A 25554-nucleotide genomic window follows, 5' to 3' on the forward strand; every position below is an offset into this window, starting at 1 on the left:
AGGCTCAAAATCCTGTGGCATTTTTATTTAATACCGATGAAAAAAGAAAGGCTACATATTTAGTTGTTAAGAAACTAACCGCAACACTTCTTATATTTTTTGCCGCTACCACATACACAAGGTGCGTTACGCTCTGGTACTTTATCAAATACTTGTGGTGTTGACTTGCTAAGCGCAAAGTCTAGTTCGCGAATATCTTCTGGTACGTCTGCTTTAACTTCAATTGAAGCAAACAGCGAATGCTCTTCTAGTATTGCTTCTATTTCTGATTGTCGTTCAGCTGAGTTTACAATTAGCGTTAACGGGTGCAACTCTGTGCCTACCTTTGCGGTACGATTTGGCGCAAATCCATTACTGTTATTTTTACCCATTATGTCGGGCTTACCCATAAAGAAAAATTTTGACATGTTACTTCTATAACCTTTCTACATTATTAAGACGGCGCATCTTAACAGCTTACCCTTCATATAACTAAGTGTACTTGTAAATAGCTTAACAACACGTCTATAAAGCAATTTTAACTTAAAAATTTAAATGGCCTGCAAAATAGGCTAACCACTATTATATACATTTACTATAAACTGATTAAGTAAATGCGATTATTATCAATATTTAAATACTCTGTACACTTAGCTTCGTTATCTAAGCACTTACCAATTAAGCGATAGGTATGCTAACTAGGGCGATAGAAATTGCCTTTAACTTTTTAGCCTCACTTATACAGAGGCAATTTATTTAAGTAGAGAAAGTCATGTTTAAAAATTTTGGATGGATAGTAGAAGCTAAACTTAATGCTGGTGAACTTGAAAACTTTAAAGCGGTGATGAATTCACAAGTTAATCGCGCACTTAATGAAGTTGGCACTAAAAATTATCAATATTATATGTCTGATGCTGGCGATGTTTTAGTTTACGAACGCTTTGCTGATGCAGACTCTTCACACGAACATATTGAAAATTGGGACGATCATTCAGCACGTTGGATGGCGGCTGCTGCACCTACACGCATGGTGCATTTAGGCGAATTACCTGATGATGTTCGTGAGCGTCATGCGGCTTTAAGCCCTCTTTGGCTAAAACCATTTGGTGGCTTTTCTCGCGAAGAAGAACAAACGAGTCAAATTAACAAAAACGGTGATACGACATTTGATAATTTTGGCTGGATTGTTGAAGCCAAGCTAAACCCTGGCCAGTTAGATGCCTTTCGTGAAGTAATGAATTCACAAGTAGAACGTGCAAAAACAGAGCCTGGTACACTAAATTACCAATATTACATGTCTGACGATGGCGATATTATGGTTTATGAGCGCTTTAGAGATTTAGAAGCCTCGCACATACACATCCAAAACTGGGATGATCATGCAGAGCGCTGGATTGCTGCAGCAACACCAACACGTATGGTTCATTTGGGTGATTTACCTAAAGAACTAACCGATAAACATGCTGCACTGTCACCACTTCTATTAAAGCCTCTAGGTGGTTTTGCAAAGTAAATATGGATAAATACTAAATTCGTAATATAGTTAAATGCCACTGACTAAACTCAGTGGCATTTTAGTATCTAACTCAATATTATGGAAAAGCCTTGGAAAACTTTAAAATTGCAGTATTAATAGCGGGCAGTCTTTTTATACTTTTTGGTTATTTCCGGTATGTTCGATGGCACTCGCGACCTTGTTAAGCGCCTGCGCTCTAAAAACTCGTTATCGGCGATTACAATTTATTTAGGTATACTCTTATTTTATATTGGCTTTAGCATTCAATAGCTAAACATTAAGCGCTAGTTTGGGCTTTATACAAGCAGCATTTTATAAGTGAATACCCCGTGACCTTTAAACAACTATTCAACAGCGCTCTGCTACTTTTAGCAACGGCTCCTCCACTGGTTTTACTTGCATGGGATGAACAAGCTGATCCCGCTTTTATTCCCAATGGTATATATAACACCTTAACATTTACGTTATTTCCAATAATGACGATCGTGTTATCGGTTGCTTTATTTAGGCACCTATATAAAAAATACAAGAATAACTTTGAATTTAAACATACGGTTAAAGATTATATTGTTGAGCACGGGAAATTCCGCTCAGTATTTATACCAATCGGTTTACCTATTTTAATTTACTTATGGTTGTGGACGTCAGTATGTATTTCAGTAAAGTTACTGGCTAATAAATACGGCGATAATATATGGCAGCAAGAATATCAGTTACTCGAAGTAGGTACTTGTCCAACTGATTATGAATACAGTTGCGCAAAACTGACTGTACTAGATTTAAAAAGCTATAAAAAGCACACTTTTAGATGGTATTTAGATAAAGGTAGATTGGTGGGTTTACAAAATAACAACGTAAACTTAGTGGGCGTTAAAAGCCCACTTGGTAATATAGTACAAGAAATACAGTGGTAGTAGAATACCACTTAGCTGCACATTATTTTTTTAGACTGAGAATACGGTCCGAGCTTGGTTTTGAGTCTGATTTAGCATTAGACGACTTGTTCTCTTTAATGCTTTTTGGCTTACCCACATACGTTGTAGAACGCTTTTGGTAAGGAGTATTACTGCGCTCATTTTTGCGCTCTCCGTTAGCGTTGCTGCGCTCAGAGTTACGATTTGTATTTCGCTCAGTACTACGCTCATTATTTCGATCACCATTATTAAAGCGTCGTGGGTTTTCGCCCTGAAAATCACGTTTTTTAAGTGCTAAAGGTGCATTATTTTCTGATTGCTTATTAGTATCAAGCGAGTGCTCTTGGGTTTTACCAGAATCAGAAATTGAATCGTTTATTTGCGCCATTTCAATATCTGACAAATGACGCCACTGCCCTACTTTTAAACCTTTAAGTGTTACGTTCATTATGCGCGTACGCTTTAGCGTTACAACTTCGTAGCCTAAATACTCACACATACGGCGTATTTGACGGTTTAAACCTTGGGTAAGTACTATTTTAAATTCTTTTGGGCCATTTTGCGTTACTTTACATTCTTTAGTGACGGTATCTAAAATAGGCACGCCATTCGCCATTTTTGTAACAAACTGACGATTAAGCGGTTTATCTACCGTAACAACGTATTCTTTTTCGTGATTATTACCTGCACGCAAAATCTTATTAACGATGTCGCCTTCGTTAGTTAAAAATATAAGCCCTTCAGACGGTCTATCTAAGCGCCCTATTGGGAATATACGTGTAGGATAATTTACCGCTCGTATAATGTTACTTTGAATTTTACTTTCGGTAGTACACGTTATGCCAACAGGTTTATTGTAGGCAATGTAAACGCGCTTTGGCGTCGCTTTAAGCGGTTTACCATCAATTAATACAACATCGGTAGCGGCTACTTTTACGCCCATTTCTGGTGAGTAGCCATTAACGCTGACACGACCTTGCTCAATATATTTATCGGCTTCGCGGCGTGAACAAAATCCTGTTTCACTAATAAATTTATTTAAACGTTTTAATTCGGTCATGGCACTTATAGCGTAGTAATTTTTAAGGCGAGTAGTGTAAACCACCCACACTATTTTTTCGCCCCTAATTTACTATTTATAGACGTTTAAGCACTAATTTTTGCTTTCGTTAATTTACGCCATACATATTCAAGCGGACCTTGATTAAAATAGCGGCTGTATATAAAGGTAAATATGAGCTGCAGCACAACTAAACCGGTTGCTACTAACCAGTAATCAATACGATCAAAACTGAGTACCCAGTGCGTAAATAGCACTTTATATAACAATAATTGCATGAGTGTTTGGCTAATATATAAAGTAAATGCTAAGCGCCCTGCTTGTTGAATAAGCGTGCCGACGTGTGCCTTGTTATTGCAAAATTTAACAATTAAATGAATATAAAGCGTAGCCATACCTAGCGCCGCAAACATATTTACAAATTCTTGCACTCCATACCCTAAGCTGCCACTAAGCTGTGATGCATAAAGCCTAACACCACAAAAAATAATGGTTATTGCAACGCAAATTATTAATTGCTGAGTCGTTAAGCCTTTACTAAAAACATCTTGTTTATATAAATAAATACCAATGAGCATAAGACCCACGCACATCCACATTATCATTATTGGCACCATAACAAGCATCAATGTGTTCATGGCGAGGTTACTAATAAAGTAATCAATATAGTGTGGGTTATATAAATCTATAAACTGTGCTGAATCGCGGTAAATCACTTCATCGGGTACGCTAGATATAACAAGCACGGTAGCTACACCCGATAACAAAATAAACTCAAGTCCTCTTTTTAAAAGTACGTTGCTATCACTCTCTAAATATTTAATAACAAACCAGCCAGATACACCGTAAACAAATAAAATATCACCTGCCCAAAGTAAAAACCCGTGCGCTAAACCAAAGAGTATTAACCAATAAAGCCTACTTTTTAATTGCACCTCAGACTTATAACGTTGCCATTGAATGTAAAGCCCGGCGCCAAAAAGCAAACTAAACAGCGTTCTAAAACGCCCATCTACAAACACGCTGCTAAAGGTGTGAATAATTGAGTCGCTAACAGGAGGATTAGTTAAAGAGGTATACCCGTATTCAAAAAGGCCGAAGGCGTAAGCATTCATGTAAACTAGGCCAAGCACGGCAACGCCGCGAATAAAGTCCATATTATAATTGCGCATTAAAGCTATTATCCGTTAAATATTATTCTTATAACTGTCAGCCCAATCGACTGACTGCTGGTAAAGTGGAGGTAGTATAGCACTATCTATATTTAGCAAAAGTACCGCTTGCTCAAGTGCCCACCAGCTTCCTGTTTCGTATGCTTTAACAACATTTAAAATATAATACAGTGTGTTTTTATCCCCTAATAATGCCGTTTTTATTTCATCAGGAAAAGGGAGCTTTTCAACAAGTAAGCTCATGGGTTGATCAAGGATTGCATCGAGCAGTGAAAATAATCCGGTTAAAAATGCTTCGCCTGGCTGGCTCTTATTAACCTTTTTTGCTAATAACTCACAAAAACGTGCGCGTACAACACACACTTGCATTAGCTCTGCCGGTTTTTTACCTGCGGTATGAGCAGTAACAATAAGGCTCACAAACTTTTTAAGGCGTTCATGCCCTAAATACACAAGCGCTTGCTTGAGTGACGATATTTGGCTTTGTATAGGAAACACACCGCTGTTTATTAAACGCAGCAATTTATATGCAAGTGCAGCATCAAGCTCAAACAGACCCGATATAGCTTTTATATCTGGACTTGTTTTCATTATTTCGGCGTAAATAGCGACGACTAAACCATAGTTATAGTCAATGTCATTTTGTTTGATCATGGTGGGTTTTGCAAAAAAATAGCCTTGAAAATAATCAAATCCCATATCAAAGGCGAGCTTGTAATCGTCTTGGGTTTCTATTTTTTCCGCTAGTATTTTTATTTGTTTATGCGCTTGTAACTTATTAATTATGGGCTGTATTTCGCTAAGAGGTGTAATTGCAATATCAAATTTAATGAGCTTCACAAGCTTTAAAAAACGATCCCACTGTGGTTTATATACAAAGTCATCGAGTGCGAGTTTGTAGTTACTATGAAATAAACCTCGGCATAGTTCATAGTTATCGTCGGTGGGTTCTATGGTTTCGAGTAACTCAATCACAACGTCTTGGCATGGTAGGAAAGCACATAAATCGAGTTTTAATGATTCTGGTCCTATATTAATAAGCGCTTTTTTGCCTGATGTAATATGGCGTGTACCTAAATTTAATTGATTTTCCATAATAAGCCTTGCTGTTGCTTGGCCTTCTGCAATATCTGGAAAATAATTTTTTGGACTATCACGAAAAAGTAGCTCATAGGCTACTACTTTTTTACTTCGATTGAATATTGCTTGCCTTGCAACAAATACAGACACATTACCTACTTCTTAGTTTTTATATAATACTAAGTAATTAAACCCTAAGCAGGTACATTTGTCACTAAACTTTAAAGTACAGCAACGATTTACCGGTATAAGGTTGTTATATAATCAGTTGCCACTTGTGGCCACGAAAAACGCATTTGCTCTGCGCTGTGCTTAATTTTATGCCACTTTTTAGGATTTTGCTTTTTAATTAAGAGAGTTTCGTCTAAACAGCTAATTAAATTACTCGTTTGCGTTGCTAACGTATCTCCATTAAAGCTAAAACCATTTTCGTGGTGTTTAACTGTATCTTTTAGTCCGCCAACACTGTGAACTAAACACGGTTGCCCCGCACGCATTGCTAGCATTTGGCTAATACCGCAAGGTTCAAATGAGCTTGGCATTAAAAATAAGTCACCTAATTGATACATTAAATCGCCAACACCTTGACCATAACCTTTCAAAAATAAAAGATTGGAATTACGTGCCATTGCTTTTGTAAATATGCTCTCGAGTTCTTTGTCACCCGAGCCTAAAACAATAAGCCTGCCGTTATATTCATTAATTACTTGGCACACTTTATCAATCGCTAAAGTTCCATTTACCTGCTGGCACAATAACAAAACCTTTTGCTCTGTAAGCCGGCCAACGCTTGTGACTAGTGGCCCATCATTAGCCACAGCTTTAAATTGTTGTAGTCGTTGATGAGCAATATAATAGCCGCTTTGTAACTGCTCGCTATTTGCCATCCAACCAAACAATGTGTTTTCTGCTTGGCTATAAAAATCAGCGATTGTAGCCTCTTCTAAAGTGTTACTTGGGTATTCACAGCCATTTAAAATACCAACAAGCTTACCTTGCCTTGCTGCGTTTTGAAGATCTTGCTCAAGCCCTTCACCACCAAAAAAACCATGCTCGTAATTGCTAGGTTCAAGTACCTCTTGGCTGTAGGTTGGTGATACAACATGTATTTTATCGCAAAGATTTATTGCACTGCGCATAGGATTAAAGCAATGAGGGTAACGCGGGTCGCATAGTTGCTGGCCATTATAACTAAGTGACGGAAACCATGCCTCTAAGCTTGAGTCGTCGTGTTTAAAAGGTCTTATACCTTGCAGTGCAATATTATGCACTGTGTAGGCAATCGGTAAGGTATTAAGTGAGCTATAACGTGGCTCAAACTTAAGTAAAACTGCAACGCAGGCGCTGTGCCAATCATGTAAATGTAGCGCTGTAGGGCGCTTTAATACACCTTGTAATAATGCTTCGCAGACAGCTGCATTAAATAGAGCAAATTTTGTGGCATCGGTTGCAAAAGGCCTCCCCGGTGCATCATTACAATATACACTACCTGATTCACTAAATAGCGGGTGGCTAATAACAATTTGGCTTACATTATTTTGGGCTTGTTGTACTTCAAAAACTGTTAATACATGCGGTTGAGCATTAAATGCAACGGTTACTTCACCTATATAAATACGCTCAAGCGGCTCAAACCCGTAGTCAGGAATAACAACGTCAACCGTTATACCTTGCTTTGCGAGCGCCCTTGGGGCATCGCGTACTACATCTGCCACACCGCCTACTTTTGCGCCTGGTAACGCGTCATTTTCTGCTGCAACCATTAATACATGCATTAATTTACTACTTCCTTTAGACCTGTGTGGGCTTGCTCATGAATGAGCAAGCTTTGTTGTCGTGCTTAATATTTAACGTATTTTACGCTAGCTTTTTATTCTCACGCGCTTGGCGCTCTAACTTTTTTGCAAGCTCAGTGAGCATATCACGGGTAACAAGAACGATGCCTTTTTTAGAGACCCTAAAGCCGTTTTCTTCATCTGTTTTTTTGTCAAAACCGATTTCAAGACCTGCAGGTATTTCACAGCTTCTATCTATTATTGCACGCTTAATTTTACAACCTCGATTTATAACCGCACCGGGTAAAATTACCGACTGCTCAATGGTACAAAATGAGCGAACGTGGACATTAGAAAACAAGAGTGACTTTCTAACCGCAGAGCCCGAAATAATACACCCACCCGACACAGTTGAGTCTAATGCCATACCGCGCCTATCTTCGTCATCAAAAATAAACTTAGCAGGTGGTAGTTGCTCTTGATATGTCCATATTGGCCACGTTGGGTCGTATAAATCAAGTTGTGGTTCTGGCATTACCAATTCCATATTAGCCTCCCAGAACGAATCTAGTGTACCTACATCGCGCCAATAAGGTTGCCCTTCTTGGTCTGGATCTCTAAATGGGAAAGCAAATACATTATGCTCTTCTATAATTGCTGGAATAATATCGTGACCAAAATCTCGGCCAGAGCCTTCATTCTCAGAATCTTTTTTAAGTTGCTCAAACAAAAATTCAGTATTAAAAATGTAATTCCCCATTGATGCTAAACATGTACCTGGCTTGCCGGGTACGGAGCTCGGCATTGCTGGTTTTTCATCAAAACGACACACTCTGTTTTCTTCATCAACGGTCATTACACCAAACGTATCTGCGGCTTCCTCTACTGGGACTTCAATACAACACACTGTCATATCTGCGCCCTTTTGCACATGTTCAGCCAATAAAGCGCCATAGTCCATGCGATACACATGATCTCCAGACAAAATCATCACATATTTAGGGAGTTCGTGACGAATAATATCTATGTTTTGAAAAACAGCATCTGCGGTTCCACAGTACCAATCATCACCTTGGCGCTGAGATGCAGGTAGTATTTCAACCGACTCACCCAGCTCTTTTTTAAAGTGGCCCCACGCGCGGTTTACATGGCGAATTAATGAATGCGATTTATATTGTGTGGCAATACCAACGCGTCTCACACCCGAGTTAATGCAGTTTGATAGTGGAAAATCAATAATTCGATGTTTACCACCAAAGTAAACTGCTGGCTTTGCTCGCCAATCGGTTAGCTCATGCAGGCGAGAACCGCGACCCCCTGCCAGTATTAACGCGTAAGTTTCTCTGGTTAGGCTACTTATGTAGCGATTTGCATAATTGGGCATAATACTCTCTCCATTTAGTCTAGGCTGTTAGTGGCATGGCTTTTAGTTGTCGTTAAGTCTGTTTCACTAATATTGAGGGGTTCTAAATGCCAAATGTCTTCACTGTATTGGCTTATGGTTCTATCACTTGAAAACATTCCACTGGCTGCCGTATTTAAAATACTCATTTGTGTCCAGTAGGTTTGATCTGCGTACGCTTTATCTACTTCTTTTTGAGCTGCTACATAACTTTCAAAATCGTGCGCAACAAGCCATGGATCGTGCGGGCTCTTAATTGCATTTGTAATATCGTCAAATAAGCATGGTTCAAACAAGTTAAAATGGCCGCTTTCGAGTAGTTGCATTACATTATTTAAATCGCTATTTTGCGCGATTAAATGCTCAGGATTGTAACGTGACTTAATATCATCAATTTGATGAGCTTGTGCCCCAAACAAAAAGAAGTTGTCTGCACCAACGGCGTCTCTAATTTCAATGTTTGCACCATCCAGCGTGCCGATCGTCAATGCACCATTCATCATAAACTTCATGTTGCCAGTACCAGACGCTTCTTTGCCTGCGGTAGATACTTGCTCTGACAAATCGGTTGCAGGACAAATAACTTCCATAGCGGTTACGTTGTAATTAGGTAAAAAGGCGACGCGTAAATACGGGGCTGCTAACGGGTCTTTATTTATAACCTCTGCCACGTTATTAATAAGCTTAATAATTTTTTTAGCCATGTAATAACCCGGTGCTGCTTTACCACCTAATAAAACACAGCGAGGAACAAGCCCTTGGGTATCACCACGGCGAATACGGTCATATAAATGAATCACATGAAGTATGTTTAATAGCTGACGTTTGTATTCGTGAATACGTTTTACTTGTACGTCAAACATCATCGATACGTCAAAATCAACATCGCAGCGCGCCTTAACTAAATCAACTAAACGCTGTTTGTTTTCGCGTTTAGCATTTTGCCATTGCCCATGAAATGCTTTGTCATCGTAAAAGCGACGTAGGTCGCTAATTGTTGAAAAGTTTTTAACCCAGTCATGACCAATTTTTTCGCTGATTAATTTACTTAAAACGGGATTACAATGTGCAAGCCAACGTCTTGGGGTAACACCATTTGTTTTGTTATTAAACTTATCTGGCCAAAGCGCGTAAAACTCTTTAAATAAGCCCGCTTTTAACAGTTCGGTATGCAGTGCTGCTACGCCATTTACAGAGTAACTCCCTACAATGGCTAAGTAAGCCATACGAATTTGCGGCTCATCGCCCTCTTCAATCAACGACAATGCACGCTGTTTATTAACATCACCCGGCCATTGCTGTGCAACTTGTGCTAAAAAGCGTGCGTTTATCTCGTAAACTATTTCTAAAATGCGTGGTAATAATTTTGAAAACAACGAAACAGACCACTTTTCAAGCGCTTCAGGAAGTAGCGTATGGTTTGTGTAGGCCATTGTTTTAGTAGTGATTTGCCAAGCATCGTTCCAATCAAGTTCGTAATCATCAATTAAAATACGCATCAGCTCTGCAACAGCAATACTTGGGTGTGTATCGTTTAACTGAAAAACATGAAAATCAGCAAAGTCGCTAAAGTTCTCGCCATGTTGGGAAACCCACTGATCAACTACGTCTTGAATACTCGCAGATGATAAAAAGTATTGTTGGCGCAATCTAAGCTCTTTACCATTTTCGCTGCTGTCGTTTGGATACAGCACCATGGTAATTTGTTCAGCTAGGTTTTTTTGTGCGACGGCTTCTGAGTAACTGCCTGCATTAAATTCGGTCAAATTAAATTCATCTGTCGCTTCTGATTTCCATAAGCGTAGCGTATTTACAATATTGTTTTTATAACCTGGGACAGGGACATCGTAAGGGACAGCTAATACATCTTGTGAACTCATCCATTGACGATGCTCTCGGCCAAATTTATCCGTGTAACTTTGCACGTAGCCGCCAAATTTCACACGTTTTGCATGCTCTGGCGCGCTTAGCTCCCATGGGTGCCCTTCGCGCAGCCAGTTATCTGGTTGCTCAATTTGGTTACCATCTTTAATGGATTGGTTAAACATGCCGTATTCGTAACGAAGGCCATAACCAATGACAGGTAACGCTAGACTTGCACAACTATCTAAAAAACAAGCAGCTAGGCGGCCTAAACCACCGTTACCTAAACCTGCGTCGTGCTCGGCATCTTCAAGCGTTTCTACTGTTGTGCAGTATTCTTGTAATGCAGCAGCAACTTGGTCGTCTAAATCTAGGTTTAGTATTGCATTACCTAGCGCACGTCCCATTAAAAATTCAAGAGAAAGGTAAGCCGTTTTGCGGCGTTTCTCTTGCTTAATTTGTTGATTCGTTTCTCTGCAGCGGGCAACAAGTCTGTCGCGAATAGTCAGCGCTAAAGCATGGTATAAATACAGTCTTGATTCGCCGACCTTATCGCGACCTAGGGTATAATAAAAATGCCGTGTTAAGTCATCTTTAAGCGTACTTTCATCTATAACAGGACCTTCTTGCCAGCCCTTTACTACACACACTTGTTCACTTTGTTTAGCCATGACTTACATCCTCTAAATTAGCACTAAAAACCCAACTACTTTGTGCTGAAATTTCAACCATCACATCTTCATTACTACTCACAGATGCATTATTTACACTTGATAAAACCATTTGCCACGGCGCATTAATAGGCGAAGGCGGCATTTGGCAAAAAACTGTTTTTTTACTGGCATTAAATACCATCAGTAATGCATGATTGTTTTGCTTATCAAGTAAGCTATACATTAAAAACTGTCTGGTATCTTCATGCCAATGAGCGTCGGTCATGGTTTTACCTTGTTCGGTAAACCACTTAACGGTAAAACGCTCGTCTATATCATCTAAAAATACACTGTGTTTGAACGCACTGTGCCCGCGTCTAATTTTTAAAGCATCATCAATAAATCGTGTTAGCGAATGATTAAGTTGAGAATCTTTCCAGGCAAGCCAGCTAGTGCGATTATTTTGGCAATAAGCATTGTTATTACCCCCTTGAGAGTGCGCCATTTCGCTGCCAGCGGCAATCATGGGAACACCTTTTGAGAGTATTAAAGTAAGTAAAAAGTTCTTTTGTTGTTGCAAACGCAGTGCGTTTATTTTTGAGTCACTGGTAAAGCCTTCAACTCCGCAGTTAAACGAATGATTTGCACTGTGCCCATCTCTGTTTTGTTCACCATTAGCCTCGTTATGTTTTTCCTCATAACTCACTAAATCAGCAAGCGTGAAACCATCATGACTCGTTATAAAGTTAATACTATTGAGTGGTCCGCGCTGGCTGTGCTCAAAAATATCAAACGATCCATGCAAACGTTTTGCAACGCTTGCTATAATGCCTTTTTCACTTTGCCAAAAACGCCTAATTACATCGCGGTATTGATCGTTCCATTCTCGCCACGGCGGCGGAAATGCACCCAACTGATAGCCACCAGGGCCGATATCCCACGGCTCGCTTATTAGCTTAACCTTGTTTAGCACAGGGTCTTGAGCTACCACTTGTAAAAAAGTATGTGCGGAGCTAAAGCCTGTTTTTGAGCGACCTAAAATGGTCGCTAAATCAAACCTAAAACCATCAACCCCCATTACCTCAACCCAATAACGAAGGCTATCAAGTACAAGTTGCAGTGTTTTAGGGTGGTCAATATTTATGGTATTGCCACAGCCGGTATCGTTTATATATACATCAGGCTGCCCCTCTACTGTGCGGTAATACGCTAAGTTATCAAAGCCTCTTAGCGATAATATAGGGCCATCTGCCCCCGCCTCTGCTGTATGGTTATAAACAACATCTAAAATAACTTCTATGTCGGCTGCATGAAGCTCTTGCACCATTTGCTTAAACTCGTTTATATCGTCGTTTACCAAATAGTCTTTATGAGGGGTAAAAAAGTTAAGCGTGTTATAACCCCAGTAGTTTTGCAGCCCTTTTCCTGTTAAAAATTGCTCACTAATAAATGAATGAACAGGTAAAAGCTCAACTGCTGTAACGCCAAAGCTTTGTAAGTGCTCAATAAAGCTTGGGTGGCTTATCCCTAAAAACTTTCCTTGAAGAGATTTAGGGATTTTAGGATGACGACACGTTGTGCCCTTAACATGACACTCGTAAATAACCGTGTTTGACCAACGGTGGTTTGGCTTTTTATCCGCATACAAAGTAGGAGCCGCTACTTTTGATTTAGGTATATCAATGGTATTATTTACGGTGCTTTTAGTGCCAATTGGCATTTGCCCGTAATGGCGTTCGCTCCAAGTAAACTCACCAAACAAGTCTTTTGCGTACGGGTCTATAAGTAGCTTATTTTCGTTAAATAGTTGACCATTTTTAGGGTTATATTCACCCTCAACTCTAAAGCCATAAAGTGCGCCTGCGCTTAATGGCGAAATATGAATACTCCAAACCCCCCCTTCGTTGATATTCATCGCCATTTTTAGGATTTCTGAATGGCCACTTTTATCAAACAAACACACATAGGCTTGGCTTGCACCTGGCGCATAAAGCGCGAAGTTAACCCCATTATTAATAACACTAGAACCTAGCGGTTCTACATTACCGGGGGCTACATCAAATTGGTTACTCATCATCAACCTTTTGTAAGTAAATAGTTGTTAAGCCACCAATGGCAATTGAAATACTGTGTTTAAAGCCATGATTTGATTCATTTATTGCCTGAACTATCTGCGATGAATCTTTAGTTACCTCAACGCCAGAGCCAAAAAACTGAGTATCGTCTGTATTTAAAACAACTTTATAACGCCCTTTACTCGGTACGCCAATAACGTAGTTTTCATATGACGCGGGGATAAAATTAGCAATAACAACCACAAAGTCTTTTGCGTTTTTAGCATAGCGAACAAAGCTTAAAATGCTCTGCTGATTATTATTGTTATCTATCCAGGTAAAACCAGCCGCGCTCGAATCTAACTCATACAATGCGGGTTGGTTTTTATAAACGGTATTGAGCGCTTTTACGGTGTGCTTTATACCGTTATGGCTTTGGTGCTCAAGTAAATGCCAATCGATAGAATGATCGTGTCCCCACTCTTTTCGCTGTGCAATTTCACCGCCCATAAACAAGAGTTTTTTACCCGGATGTGCCCACATAAATGCGTAGTAAGCGCGTAAATTAGCAAATTTCTGCCAATCATCGCCTGGCATTTTTTCAATTAACGATCCTTTACCGTGGACTACTTCATCGTGGCTTAATGGCAATATATAGTTTTCACTAAAAGCGTATACCATCGAAAAAGTCATTTCGTGATGATGATGCTGACGGTATAAAGGGTCGTGCTGCATGTAATGCAAACTATCGTTCATCCAACCCATATTCCACTTATAGCCAAAGCCTAAGCCGTTGTGCTCAACACTTTGGGTGACACCCGGCCACGCTGTTGACTCCTCAGCCACCATCATAATGCCTGGGTTGTTTTTATAGCTGCGCATATTGACTTGCTTTAGGCACTCAATTGCACCTAAGTTTTCGCGCCCGCCATAACAATTAGCAATCCACTCGCCTTCTTTTCGGCTGTAATCTAAATACAACATAGAGGCTACGGCATCTACACGCAGACCATCTAAACCAAATTGATGTAACCAATACATAGCATTTGAAATCAAAAAGCTTTTAACTTCAGGGCGGTCGTAGTTATAAATGTAGGTATTCCAATCAGGATGAAAACCTTGGCGCTTATCGGCATGCTCATATAAATGAGTGCCATCGAATCGATGTAAGCCATGCGGATCGCTGGGGAAATGCCCAGGCACCCAATCAAGTAAAATACCTAAATTAGCTTTGTGGCATTGCTCTACAAAGTATTTAAAGCTGTTGTAATCGCCAAAACGACTGGTAGGTGCAAATAAACCAACAGGCTGATACCCCCACGAACCATCAAACGGGTATTCACTTATTGGCATAAGTTGAAGGTGGGTAAAATTCATTTCAAGGGCGTAGCTAACGAGTTTGTCAGCAAGCTCTGTGTAACTTAAATAGCGGTTGTTTTCAGCGCGTTGCCATGAGCCTAAATGCACTTCATAAATACTAATTGGCGCATCAATATGATTACGCTTTTGTCGGTTTTGAAGTGCCTGAGCGCCGAGCGTTATAGGTTCTGGTTTATACTGCAGTACACTTGCAGTACCTGGTGCTTGTTGCATTTTAAATGCATAGGGGTCAGCTTTTTCGAGTACTTCTCCACTTTGGGCGGTAATTGCAAATTTGTAGCACATGTCGGCTTTAAGACCTGGTACGAATAACTCCCATACACCACTTGCAGGATGGAAACGCATAAAGTGGCGATTAGCTTGCCAAAAATTAAACTCACCAATAATAGAGACACTTGCTGCATTAGGCGCCCATACACAAAAGCGCACACCCTCTACATTTTGTTGAGTGCTAAAATGTGCACCAAAATGAGAGTAAGCATGTTCAAGGCTGCCTTCGTTAAATAAATACATTGCCTCTGCATCAAGTGTGCTTTCAAAGCTGTATTCATCATAAAAGGTAGTGCTGCTATTTGTGTACTGAGCAATGCATTGATAAGGCGCAGTGGGCAGCGCATCAACTTTGACTATAAATAAGTCACTTTGTTGGTAGCGCTGCGCCTTAATACTTTTATTATTTAATGTAACACTCACACTTATTGCACAAGGTAAGTAAAAACGAATTTCAACCTCAGCATCCGTTTTATGTGCCCCTAAAAAGCTAAATGGGTCTTTAAATCGTCCGGTATTTAATGCATGTACTTGTGCATCGTAACTATTTTCATGTACTGAGCTGTCCTGTAATGAATTAGCAAGCTCTGAGCTGTCCTGCGCTGAAGATTTTTTATTAATTGTACTGCTCATTTAACCTTTCCTTATTGAATCGATTGCAGCTAAAAGTGAGGCATTTTTGGTAAAAATTTCTTCACTGGTATGCGTTAATACACGTCGCCAATTAGGATATTCTTTGTCTGTCCCGGGGATATTAACCGGATACTTCTGCTCATCTAAATCATCTATTTGTATTGCAAATAAACGCGATTGAGAACCCGCCAAACATAATGCTAGTGCGTTATATACTTCGACTGAATTACTATGTAATAGAAGCTCGGTTGTATTGGTATGGCGATTAATAAATCGTAGTATCCTATGTTGCTCTTCTATTCGTTGTTGCTTTAATTGCTCGTATTCATTGCAAGTAATAAGCTTGTATTGTTGCTTAATATTTAAATCAGCATGCTGCCACCAACCTGTAAAAGGCGGTACATCATGATTGGCTATCATTAACAAACACTGTGTTGCTAGCTCATCAGTCGATAAAAACTCACCACTGTGTTGTTTTTCAAAATAAAATAAGCTGTTAGAAAAAATACCGCTAGATGCCAAAGCCTGCCTTACCTCTGGCGGCACAACGCCTAAATCTTCTCCAATAACAATACTCTGATTAATATGTGATTCAATTTTTAAAATGGCGAGTAAGTGCTCAAACGGGTAGTAAACATAACAGCCACCTTGTTCACTATTGCTTTCAAAGCACCACCATAGGCGCCTAATAGCCATTACGTGGTCAATTCTAAGTCCACCTACATTTTGCATGTTTGCGCGAATGAGCGAGCGATAGAATTGGTAGTGATTATTACTAAGACTTTGAGGATTTAGTGCTGGAAGCCCCCAGTTTTGGCCAGCTTCGGCCCATGGATCAGGTGGAGCGCCTACACTTGCACCTTGGCTAAACAACGACTGCTGATTTTTAAACTCGGCCCCATCACCCGCACAACCAACAGCTAAATCATTGATTAAGCCAATAGCCATACCTCGCTCTGCACAACTTTGTTGACTCAGAGCCAATTGCGTATGCGCTTGCCACTGCAGGTAATAATCAAATGTTAAGTTATCTGACTCGAGGGTATTTAACGTAGTTGAATGAGTATTACAAAAATCAGTAAACGCTTGGCGACGCTCATCACTTGCCGTTAATTCAAACTGATTATAAAGCGCTTCAAATAACGCATACTTTATACGGCTTACATTTTCATAATCTATAAATTGATCATTACTTTTTATAAGTGTAATTACATCGTCTCGTTGCATGAGGTCATGCAGAACTGTGTTATTTTGTGCGTCTTCGCTTAATACTATAGAAATATAAAGAGGGTTTAATAAAGCCCGACTACTAGGGCTATAAGGGCTTGCACGCTCTGGCATATCAGCAAATAACAAATGCAGTGGATTAAGTAATATGTAATCCATATTTTGCGAGCTGCATAATTTTGTAAGCGTTAGTAAATCGTCAAAGTCGCCAATACCTAAATGCGCTTTATTTTTTAATGTGTAAAGCTGAATAGATAACCCTGTGCGCTTTGTGTCTTCAACTTGATAGACTTGCTCAGGCACGCACCAAATTTGTGTAATAGCGTGTTGCTCACCTACCTGAACATTGGCGTCATGATAGCCAATTGGCATATTATCTATGGGTAGTGCCAGCTCAATATAGCGAACGCCATGTAAGTAATATTCACCTGTAACTGCCAAATTATAAAGGTTCTCAACCGCTATATTAATCCCAAGAGAAGGGACATTAATGTTGGCGGCTAAATACTGCTGACGTTCGTCTATACGAAGCTTTAAAGCGCATTTTTTTTGGTCAACCAAACTCACACTGGGTACTAAATCCAGCCAAAGCGATGCATCTAAATCATAAGTTAGTTGAGTTATTTCGGCTTCGTTATTTGTATCAACACCGCAACATTGCAAAGCACGTTTACGCGTGTCTTCGCTAAAAAACACCTGTTCACCTGTATACTTAGTGAATTCAAAGCCAATACCATGCAGGTAAAACAACTGCGAAAGAGCATCCATTGAATCGCCTTAATTAATGCGTTGAGTATTTACTATGCTGTTTTCTGTGCCAAATGTATTGCCAATATAACCATCAGCTTGGTGGTCGTTATCCCAAATGTCTCCATTTATTAAATAACGAAAGTGAAATTGTTGATCGATAGGTAAGCGTTGTTTAAATTTAAACACACCTTGTTTTTTATTAAGCTTCATTGGCACAGGTTGCCAATCATTAAATTCGCCTAATAAGCAAACTTCTTCTGCCTCTGGATGAGAAAATTCAAAGGTTACTTCAGCTTCATCTTTTGTTTTAAAAAAACGTTTATTCAACATAGCAGGCTCCAACTAAACCAAAAAGGGTACTTAATCTTTGCCACAGGCCATACAACTAAACAAAAAGGCGATGTGGATTCCATTCAAAATCATTAAACACGTTGTAAGTTAACCAAAACTTTATTTACGCATTATTACAGTGCAACAATTCATTTTTTCTGCACTTAAAAAGTGCGGTTAGTATATAAACAATCTTTTTTAAAAAGCTCAGTAGTACAGAGCAATATTTGAACCAACTAAGCGTACATCACATATTATTTATTTAATCGAATTTAAAGTTAAATAATCCAAAAGTATTGCCTAAATTTATAAAATTCTTTTGTTCTGTACTTTCATCAGCGATAATACACAGCATCTTAATACTCTGAAATATCATAATTTTCATGTTGAAAAAAAGCATTTTAATAACTATAGCCATCATCTTTTTAATAATAGCCACACTTGTTGGTTCTTCAATCTATACCCTTTATAGTAAAAAAGAAATCTCAGTTGATCCTAAATTAAAAGAAATCTCAGGTATTGAATTTGATAAACAAAAACGTCTATGGGCTATTAACGACGGAGGCAACGAACCCAAGCTTTACCGCCTTAACAAAGATGGTTCTATCGCCAAAGAAATTTTGGTTGAAAACGCTAAAAACATTGATTGGGAAGACATGACCCAAAACAAATTTGGGCACTTTTTTTTAGGGGATTTTGGTAATAACAAAAATGATCGTAGATGGCTCACTATTTATAAAATAGAAAACCCTATAGATATAAAAACAAACACAACCCAAGCCGAAATAATTAAGTTTACCTACCCTGAAATGGATGGCAGTCCAATAAAACCCAATGACCGCAATTTTGATTTAGAAGCATTTGTAGCACTAGGTCGTCATTTATATTTATTTACTAAAAACCGCACAGAACCTTTCGATGGTATTACTAAAGTGTATAAAGTGGGCGATCATGCAGCAAATTTTGATGCTGAGCTAATTGACTCTTTTAAAACGTGTACCACGCTTGAAAAACTATGCTGGATAACCTCTGCGGCGCTCAGCCCCGATCGTAAAAAATTAGTCTTACTTGATTCAACAAGTCTTTGGTTATTTGAAAACTTTGAAGGTGATAAGTTTTTCTCTGGTGATGTATCAAAAATAGACTTAGGGATTGTTACTCAAAAAGAAGCAGTCACCTTTTTTGATGACAATACGATTGTATTTACAGATGAAGAGTTTAAAGGCATAGGCGGTAATGCTTATTTTATAAAGCTTGATAAAGCCAAAAAAGAAGTTATAAGAAAAAAACCTATTTCAGAAAAAACACTTCCATAGCATATAGTTAGCTAAGCTGAAGCATTAAAGCTTAGCTAACTTATGTGAAAGGTAATGAGTTAATTACTCTTTGCGTTTGACGAATGAAGTGCTTTTTCTACATCAACACCTAAAATTAACACTCCAATATGACTATTATTATCATCTAAAACAGGAAAACTTAGCTGAACTTGAAAATGATGTGTTGATGCATCATATGTGACGCTATCAAAGTTAAAATCTTTTGACTGTTTAAATATTTTAGTAAACTTATTTTCATCTCCTTGCCAGTAGTCACTGGTTAGCTTACTAATAGCGATGTTTTTTCCTTGGTTATCAGTCAATATCAGCTCAGTAACAACACCTTTAAATTGTAATTGCCATTTTTTAAATACTTTAGATAACGGTAAATTAAGCATAGTTAACCCATCAGGGTGCTCAACTTGTTTACTTTCTTTTATCCATAGCCGGTCTAGTTTTTTAATTTCAGATTCACTTAAGGGAGACTCATTACTTATTTGAACTTGTTCTACTAAACTAGGTAAGTTTAGTAAGGTTTTAGCACTACTGGACAACCTATCAAGTATTTGCTTTTCTTCACTTTTTGATAGTGAAAATGGAGCCTGCGCGCAAGTATTTATATTTTCATCAAACTGCTGCATAAATTTAGGGAAGCGTTTAATAAGTGAATGCGAAGCAAATAATCCCAAAGGCACATACCTAAAAAATTCTCTTTGATACTCATCTTCATTAATGCCTAGCTTAGAGGCTGCTAATTCAAAATCGTCTAAATCAAGTAGAATTCTATCAATCCGCTTATGGTGCATAACATTTACTATTTCTTCTAATGAATTTACTTCTACCTCAGCAATAATATTCTGAGTTTTAAACCAATTAGCCTGATAACTCCCTCTTACTGCACCATAACGCATTTTATTTTTTGGTTTATTAATGCTCTCTGGATGAGTAAACCAGTACCAGCTTTCTAAAAAGATGGGGGATGATATGCGCCCATAGGCCTTCATTTCAGGCATTAAATGAGTTGTGAAATAACCATCTAAGCGGTCTAACTTTACTTCTCGACGTGCACGTAACCATGGCAAGGTTTGTAGCTGAAAAGGGGCTCCCATTTCAAATAAAATACACTCAACTTGGTTGACTGCATTATCAGGTGCAGTGGTGGGTAAGTTTGTTCCAAACTGAAGAGGCTCAGTTAAACCCAATAAAAGGGTAAAAAAATATGCAGGCATAATCCATTACTAAATATTGTACAAATTAAAATGAGTATAGTCATCCATATTAAAAAAGCATAAATTCTCCTTACAAAATTTTGTATCTTATCAATGGCTTCAATATTTAAATCTATGTTCTACTGCTATTAGCTTATAAAAAGTACACTTAAATATTTAAATTAATGCATTTATATCTAGGGTCTGTTGATCTTTGAGGATTAAAATCCGTTCAAACTAGGCGCTATTTAATCGCGGCGCGAGATTTGTAACCTAGTGGGCTCAATAACTGCTCCTGCGTTGTTCTAATGGCTTACGTCCATGTAAGAATAAGTAAAAACCGAGCAAAGAGTAAATAGCGCCTAGGAAGGACCCTTTGAGCAGCGCCTGTTTGGCATTAATGCTACGTTATCGCCCATTTATGGGGAGTAACCACACTGCATAGGCTCTGCCTTGCCTGAATACTAAACAGGCTACTGAAATTCAACCTTGAAAGATCAACAAACCCTAGCCTTTCTATTACTTACCTAAAGTATACAGAGTGTTCACTTAACGACTAAAACAAAAACTCACTGACTCTAGCGCTTAAATTTAGTTTCTAAAATAACAGAAGATGTTGTGCGCTCTACTCCATCCAGATTTCCTATATCGTCTAGTAAATGGCTAAGCTGCTCTAAATTTTGAGCCTGTACTACAGCAATTAAATCAAACTCACCACTTATGGCATAGAGCTGCGAAATTGCATCAATTTGCTTAAGCTCGATATTTGTTTTAGTTGTTAATTTTTGTCTTACTTTTATAGACACATGAGCTGATACCATTTTACTGAGGTAGTCGTCACCATAATCAACGCTATAGCCTTTAATTACACCCGTTTCTTCTAGTTTGAGCATACGGCTTTGTACCGTTGAACGAGATAAGTCAAGCATACGAGCAAGGTCAGAAATACTCGCTCTAGCATTTGTTTTTAGTACAGAAAGTAGCTTTTCATCTTGTGGAGTTATCATAATGGTTATTTTCTTCGTTATTTTGTCTTTTATTTTAATCATTTTTCACAAAATAGCACTGCAATTTTAATAGCTAACCTTCGATAATGACCTCTACAAGAAATAATAACGTGTTTGCTGAAGAATAAAGGCTATATTCTTCTTTGAGTTAGCAACTAATCTTTTATCTAAGCCCATTAAATTTAGGTGTAAAAATGCAAGTAACAAGAGACTTATTTAACGACGTAATGGTACCAAACTATAATCCATCAGCAATCATTCCAGTTCGTGGTGAAGGTTCACGCGTTTGGGATCAAAATGATAACGAGTTTATCGATTTTGCTGGTGGTATTGCCGTTAACTGTTTGGGTCACTGTCATCCTGCATTAGTTAAAGCATTAAAAGAGCAAGGCGAAAAAATTTGGCATTTATCGAATGTTATGACTAATGAGCCAGCACTTCGTTTAGCTCAAAAAATGGTTGAAGCAACATTCGCTGATAAAGTTTACTTTGCAAACTCAGGCGCAGAAGCAAACGAAGCAGCCCTTAAGCTAGCGCGTCGTTATGCACTGGATGTATATGGCGCTGAAAAAACGCAAATTATTGCATTTAATAAAGGTTTTCATGGTCGCACATTCTTTACAGTAACTGTGGGCGGGCAAGCTGCATATTCTGACGGCTTTGGTCCAAAACCTGCTGACATAGTACATTGTGATTTTAACGATATAGCGGCATTTGAAGCGCTGATCAGCGATAAAACATGTGCTGTTATGATGGAACCATTACAAGGTGAAGGCGGTATTATTTCACCAACAGATGAATTTGCTAAAAAAGTACGTGAACTTTGTACTAAACATAACGCGTTACTTATTTTTGATGAAGTACAAACAGGTGTTGGTCGCACAGGCGATTTATACGCTTATGAAGGTTTAGGGGTTGTTCCTGACATTTTAACAACGGCAAAAGCATTGGGTGGTGGTTTTCCAATTGGCGCTATGATCACTCGTACACCAATTGCTGAGCATTTAAAAATTGGTACTCATGGTTCTACTTATGGCGGAAACGCACTTGCTTGTGCGGTAGCCGAAGCGGCATTTGATACAGTAAATACACCTGACGTACTAAACGGTGTTAAAGAGCGGGAGCAATTATTCCGTGACGGATTAAACGCAATCAACGAAAAATACAACGTATTTAGCGAAGTACGTGGTAAAGGCTTATTAATTGGCGCAGTACTAAATGACAAATTTGAAGGACGTGCACGCGACTTTTTAGTAGCCAGTGCTAATAATGGTTTAATGAACCTTGTAGCGGGCATGAATGTAATTCGCTTTACACCGTCTTTAGTTATCCCGTTTGAAGATATTAAAGAAGGCTTAGCGCGCTTTGAAAAAGCCGTTAGCGATGTAGTAAACGGTTAATATAGTTTAAATTAGCACGCCTACTGGCGTGCTATTGGAGCAAGCAATAAATGCAAGTATTACGTCCTATTACTGCCAATGATTTTGACGCGCTTAAACAAATAGCGATTGAGTCCGGTTATGGGTTCACCTCTTTACCTGTGGACGATGCACAGCTTAAAGAAAAAATTGAACGTGCTGAAAAAAGCTTTGCCAAAAACATTAACCAGCCACTTGATGAAAGCTATTTATTTGTTTTAGAGGACAGTGAAACAGGTGACGTTATTGGCACAACCGCTATAGAAGCCGCAGTAGGTTTATCGGTGCCTTTATATCATTATCATTTAGGTAAAACAGTACACCACTCGCCTACTTTAAATGTATATAACACCGTTGATATTTTAAGCATGTGTAACGACTACACAGGTTGCTCTGAAATATGCACATTATTTTTGCGCGAAAATAGCCGTAAAGGTTTAACGGGTCGATTTTTATCGCGTTCACGCTTTTTGTTTATGGCTCAGCATAGCGAGCGTTTTGCCGATACTGTTATCGCAGAAATGCGCGGTGTTAGCGACGAAGACGGCCATTCTCCTTTTTGGCAATGGCTGCAAGAGCACTTTTTTAGTATTGAATTTCCAGAAGCTGATCACTTAGTTGGCTTAGGCGATAAGGTATTTATTAGCGAGTTAATGCCTAAATACCCTATTTATGTGAACTTGCTTAGCAAGAAAGCCCAAGCAGTTATTGGGCATGTGCATGAAAAAACAAAACCTGCGCTAAAATTATTAGAAAAAGAAGGTTTTGAGCACAGAGGCTACGTTGACTTATTTGACGCAGGCCCAACGGTTGAAGCAAAGCTTGGTAATATTCGCAGCATTCGCGACTCTCAAGTTTGCCCTATTACTATTGGTGAGCTTGATCACATATCACAAAATAGCTCTGATACGCTGGCTGTATGTAATCAAGGCGTAAGTGGCTTTAGAGCAACATTTACCAAAGACGCACATTACAATCATGCAAAACATACTCTCGTCATTAGCCAAGATGTGGCTAAAGCACTTAATTTAAGTCAAGGAGATGCAGCGCGATTTTTCCGCCTGTAAATTATTTATGAATACACACCTAATTAATAACCAGTGGCATGTGGGCCTTGGTCCAGCATTTGAGTCAATCAATCCAAGTAATGGCGATGTGGTATGGCAAGGTAATGGCGCAAACGCCCAGCAAGTAAACTCAGCTATAAAAGCAGCCAGAGCAGCACAGGTACAATGGGCAGATAAGCCGCTTGAAGAGCGTATAGCCATTCTTGAAAACTTCGCAGCTCAATTAAAAGAACACAGTGAAGAATTTGCGACCATAATTGCACGCGAAACAGGTAAGCCATTATGGGAAACCCGTACCGAAGTGGGCGCAATGACAGGCAAAGTAGCTATATCTGTAAAAGCGTACCATGAGCGTACCGGTACAACCGAAAACCCAATGCCCGGTGCTAAAGCGTTTATTAGACACAAACCGCATGGCGTTGTGGCTATTTTTGGCCCGTATAACTTTCCGGGGCATTTACCAAACGGGCATATTGTTCCTGCAATTTTAGCAGGCAACACCGTAGTATTTAAGCCATCAGAACTAACACCGCACGTTGCAGAATTCACCCTCTCACTTTGGTTAAAAGCGGGCTTACCAGCGGGTGTTATTAACCTTGTCCAAGGTGAAATTGAAACAGGCAAAGCGCTTGCTTCTCATAAAGATATAGATGGATTGTTTTTTACCGGTAGCTCAAACACAGGTCACTTACTACATAAGCAATTTGCAGGGCACCCTGGCAAAATTTTAGCACTTGAAATGGGCGGTAATAATCCTCTTATTGTAAAAGACGTGAGTGATGTAAGCGCTGCTGTGCACGATATTATTCAATCAGGCTTTATTACCTCAGGTCAGCGCTGTACGTGTGCACGCCGCTTATTTATTGAAAAATCGCTCAATGGCGATGCTATTTTAGAAAAGCTAATAAGCGCGACTAAAAACATAGTTGTAGACGACAGTTTTGCTACAGAGCAGCCTTTTATGGGTGCAATGATAAGCGAAAAAGCAGCACTGGGTATGGTCGCTGCGCAAAGTGAATTAGTGTCAAAAGGCGCGCAAATCCTTGTTGAACTTAAGCAATTAAAATCAGGCACCGGTTTTGTAAGCCCAGGTATTATTGATGTAACAAACATTACCGACATGCCAGATGAAGAGCATTTTGGACCGCTTATTAAAGTGTATCGTTACAACGACTTTGACAGCGCAATTATTGAAGCTAACAACACAAGCTTTGGCTTATCTGCAGGTTTACTTAGCGACAGTGAAGATGATTACACTCACTTCTTAAAGCGCATTCGTGCAGGTATTGTTAACTGGAACCGCCCTATTACGGGTGCCTCTAGCGCGGCTCCATTTGGCGGCATAGGCGCCAGTGGTAATCACAGAGCAAGTGCCTATTATGCCGCCGATTATTGTGCATACCCTGTGGCATCTGTTGAGTCAGACAAAGTGAGCTTACCGCAAACCCTAGCGCCAGGCTTGGTAATTGAATAAGCAATA

The 25554-nt window shown here is 39.2% G+C and carries 19 protein-coding genes; 6 read left to right on the top strand and 13 right to left on the bottom strand.

What is annotated here, in order from left to right; genetic code table 11:
- Nucleotides 1-74 precede the first annotated feature (74 nt).
- Nucleotides 75-407, bottom strand: coding sequence for a PBPRA1643 family SWIM/SEC-C metal-binding motif protein (locus GQR52_RS07560; RefSeq protein WP_010552992.1), 333 nt, complete (start codon nucleotides 405-407; stop codon nucleotides 75-77).
- Nucleotides 408-751: 344 nt separating this feature from the next.
- Between GQR52_RS07560 and GQR52_RS07565 the strand changes: the two genes are divergently transcribed.
- Complete coding sequence (locus tag GQR52_RS07565; RefSeq protein WP_149603664.1) at nucleotides 752-1492, top strand: antibiotic biosynthesis monooxygenase; 741 nt, start codon at nucleotides 752-754, stop codon at nucleotides 1490-1492.
- Nucleotides 1493-1824: 332 nt separating this feature from the next.
- Entirely contained in the window at nucleotides 1825-2409 is a 585-nt protein-coding gene (locus GQR52_RS07570) for a hypothetical protein (RefSeq protein WP_165728029.1), read from the top strand.
- Nucleotides 2410-2431: 22 nt separating this feature from the next.
- On the opposite strand, the gene rluF is transcribed toward GQR52_RS07570, so the two are convergent.
- From rluF to GQR52_RS07620, 10 genes are all read right to left on the bottom strand, one after another.
- Nucleotides 2432-3469, bottom strand: a complete 1038-nt coding sequence (gene rluF / locus GQR52_RS07575; RefSeq protein WP_165728030.1) for a 23S rRNA pseudouridine(2604) synthase RluF — start codon at nucleotides 3467-3469, stop codon at nucleotides 2432-2434.
- Nucleotides 3470-3555: 86 nt separating this feature from the next.
- A complete protein-coding gene (locus tag GQR52_RS07580) occupies nucleotides 3556-4626 on the bottom strand; it encodes a DUF418 domain-containing protein (protein ID WP_165728071.1) in 1071 nt (356 codons plus the stop codon).
- Nucleotides 4627-4656: 30 nt separating this feature from the next.
- Nucleotides 4657-5871: an HDOD domain-containing protein gene (locus GQR52_RS07585; protein WP_165728031.1), complete on the bottom strand. Its 1215-nt coding sequence runs from the start codon at nucleotides 5869-5871 to the stop codon at nucleotides 4657-4659.
- A gap of 89 nt (nucleotides 5872-5960) precedes the next feature.
- Nucleotides 5961-7496, bottom strand: coding sequence for a glycogen/starch synthase (locus GQR52_RS07590; protein ID WP_165728032.1), 1536 nt, complete (start codon nucleotides 7494-7496; stop codon nucleotides 5961-5963).
- An 82-nt stretch (nucleotides 7497-7578) separates the two neighbouring features.
- Nucleotides 7579-8880 (bottom strand): glucose-1-phosphate adenylyltransferase, encoded by a 1302-nt coding sequence (glgC, locus tag GQR52_RS07595; RefSeq protein ID WP_165728033.1) that lies wholly within the window; start codon nucleotides 8878-8880, stop codon nucleotides 7579-7581.
- Between the two features lie 14 nt (nucleotides 8881-8894).
- The gene (locus GQR52_RS07600; RefSeq protein WP_121954772.1) at nucleotides 8895-11432 is read right to left on the bottom strand and encodes a glycogen/starch/alpha-glucan phosphorylase; all 2538 of its coding nucleotides are present in this window, start codon (nucleotides 11430-11432) and stop codon (nucleotides 8895-8897) included.
- Complete coding sequence (gene glgX / locus GQR52_RS07605; protein WP_165728034.1) at nucleotides 11425-13488, bottom strand: glycogen debranching protein GlgX; 2064 nt, start codon at nucleotides 13486-13488, stop codon at nucleotides 11425-11427. Before glgX ends, GQR52_RS07600 begins: the two co-directional genes overlap by 8 nt.
- Nucleotides 13481-15751, bottom strand: a complete 2271-nt coding sequence (glgB, locus tag GQR52_RS07610; RefSeq protein WP_165728035.1) for a 1,4-alpha-glucan branching protein GlgB — start codon at nucleotides 15749-15751, stop codon at nucleotides 13481-13483. The genes glgX and glgB overlap by 8 nt, the downstream gene beginning before the upstream one ends.
- Nucleotides 15752-17746, bottom strand: a complete 1995-nt coding sequence (gene malQ, locus GQR52_RS07615; RefSeq protein ID WP_165728036.1) for a 4-alpha-glucanotransferase — start codon at nucleotides 17744-17746, stop codon at nucleotides 15752-15754.
- A gap of 9 nt (nucleotides 17747-17755) precedes the next feature.
- The gene (locus GQR52_RS07620; protein WP_007580752.1) at nucleotides 17756-18058 is read right to left on the bottom strand and encodes an isoamylase early set domain-containing protein; all 303 of its coding nucleotides are present in this window, start codon (nucleotides 18056-18058) and stop codon (nucleotides 17756-17758) included.
- 383 nt (nucleotides 18059-18441) lie between these two features.
- Here GQR52_RS07620 and GQR52_RS07625 point away from each other — a divergent pair, with 383 nt between their 5' ends.
- Nucleotides 18442-19374, top strand: a complete 933-nt coding sequence (locus GQR52_RS07625) for a hypothetical protein (RefSeq protein WP_007580756.1) — start codon at nucleotides 18442-18444, stop codon at nucleotides 19372-19374.
- Between the two features lie 59 nt (nucleotides 19375-19433).
- On the opposite strand, the gene GQR52_RS07630 is transcribed toward GQR52_RS07625, so the two are convergent.
- Both GQR52_RS07630 and GQR52_RS07635 read right to left on the bottom strand, forming a co-directional pair.
- Nucleotides 19434-20603 (bottom strand): cache domain-containing protein, encoded by a 1170-nt coding sequence (locus tag GQR52_RS07630; RefSeq protein WP_007580758.1) that lies wholly within the window; start codon nucleotides 20601-20603, stop codon nucleotides 19434-19436.
- Nucleotides 20604-21160: 557 nt separating this feature from the next.
- Entirely contained in the window at nucleotides 21161-21589 is a 429-nt protein-coding gene (locus GQR52_RS07635; protein WP_002958609.1) for an Lrp/AsnC family transcriptional regulator, read from the bottom strand.
- A 194-nt stretch (nucleotides 21590-21783) separates the two neighbouring features.
- On the opposite strand from GQR52_RS07635, the gene GQR52_RS07640 reads away from it, so the two are divergent.
- Genes GQR52_RS07640 through astD form a run of 3 tightly spaced genes read left to right on the top strand, consistent with a single transcriptional unit; the run spans nucleotide 21784 to nucleotide 25548 of the window.
- A complete protein-coding gene (locus tag GQR52_RS07640) occupies nucleotides 21784-22989 on the top strand; it encodes an aspartate aminotransferase family protein (RefSeq protein WP_007580760.1) in 1206 nt (401 codons plus the stop codon).
- Between the two features lie 50 nt (nucleotides 22990-23039).
- The gene (gene astA, locus GQR52_RS07645) at nucleotides 23040-24074 is read left to right on the top strand and encodes an arginine N-succinyltransferase (protein WP_165728037.1); all 1035 of its coding nucleotides are present in this window, start codon (nucleotides 23040-23042) and stop codon (nucleotides 24072-24074) included.
- A gap of 7 nt (nucleotides 24075-24081) precedes the next feature.
- Entirely contained in the window at nucleotides 24082-25548 is a 1467-nt protein-coding gene (gene astD / locus GQR52_RS07650) for a succinylglutamate-semialdehyde dehydrogenase (protein ID WP_165728038.1), read from the top strand.
- Nucleotides 25549-25554 lie beyond the last annotated feature (6 nt).

The organism is Pseudoalteromonas sp. 31A1 (genome assembly GCF_011378815.1).
Lineage (GTDB): Bacteria > Pseudomonadota > Gammaproteobacteria > Enterobacterales > Alteromonadaceae > Pseudoalteromonas > Pseudoalteromonas arctica.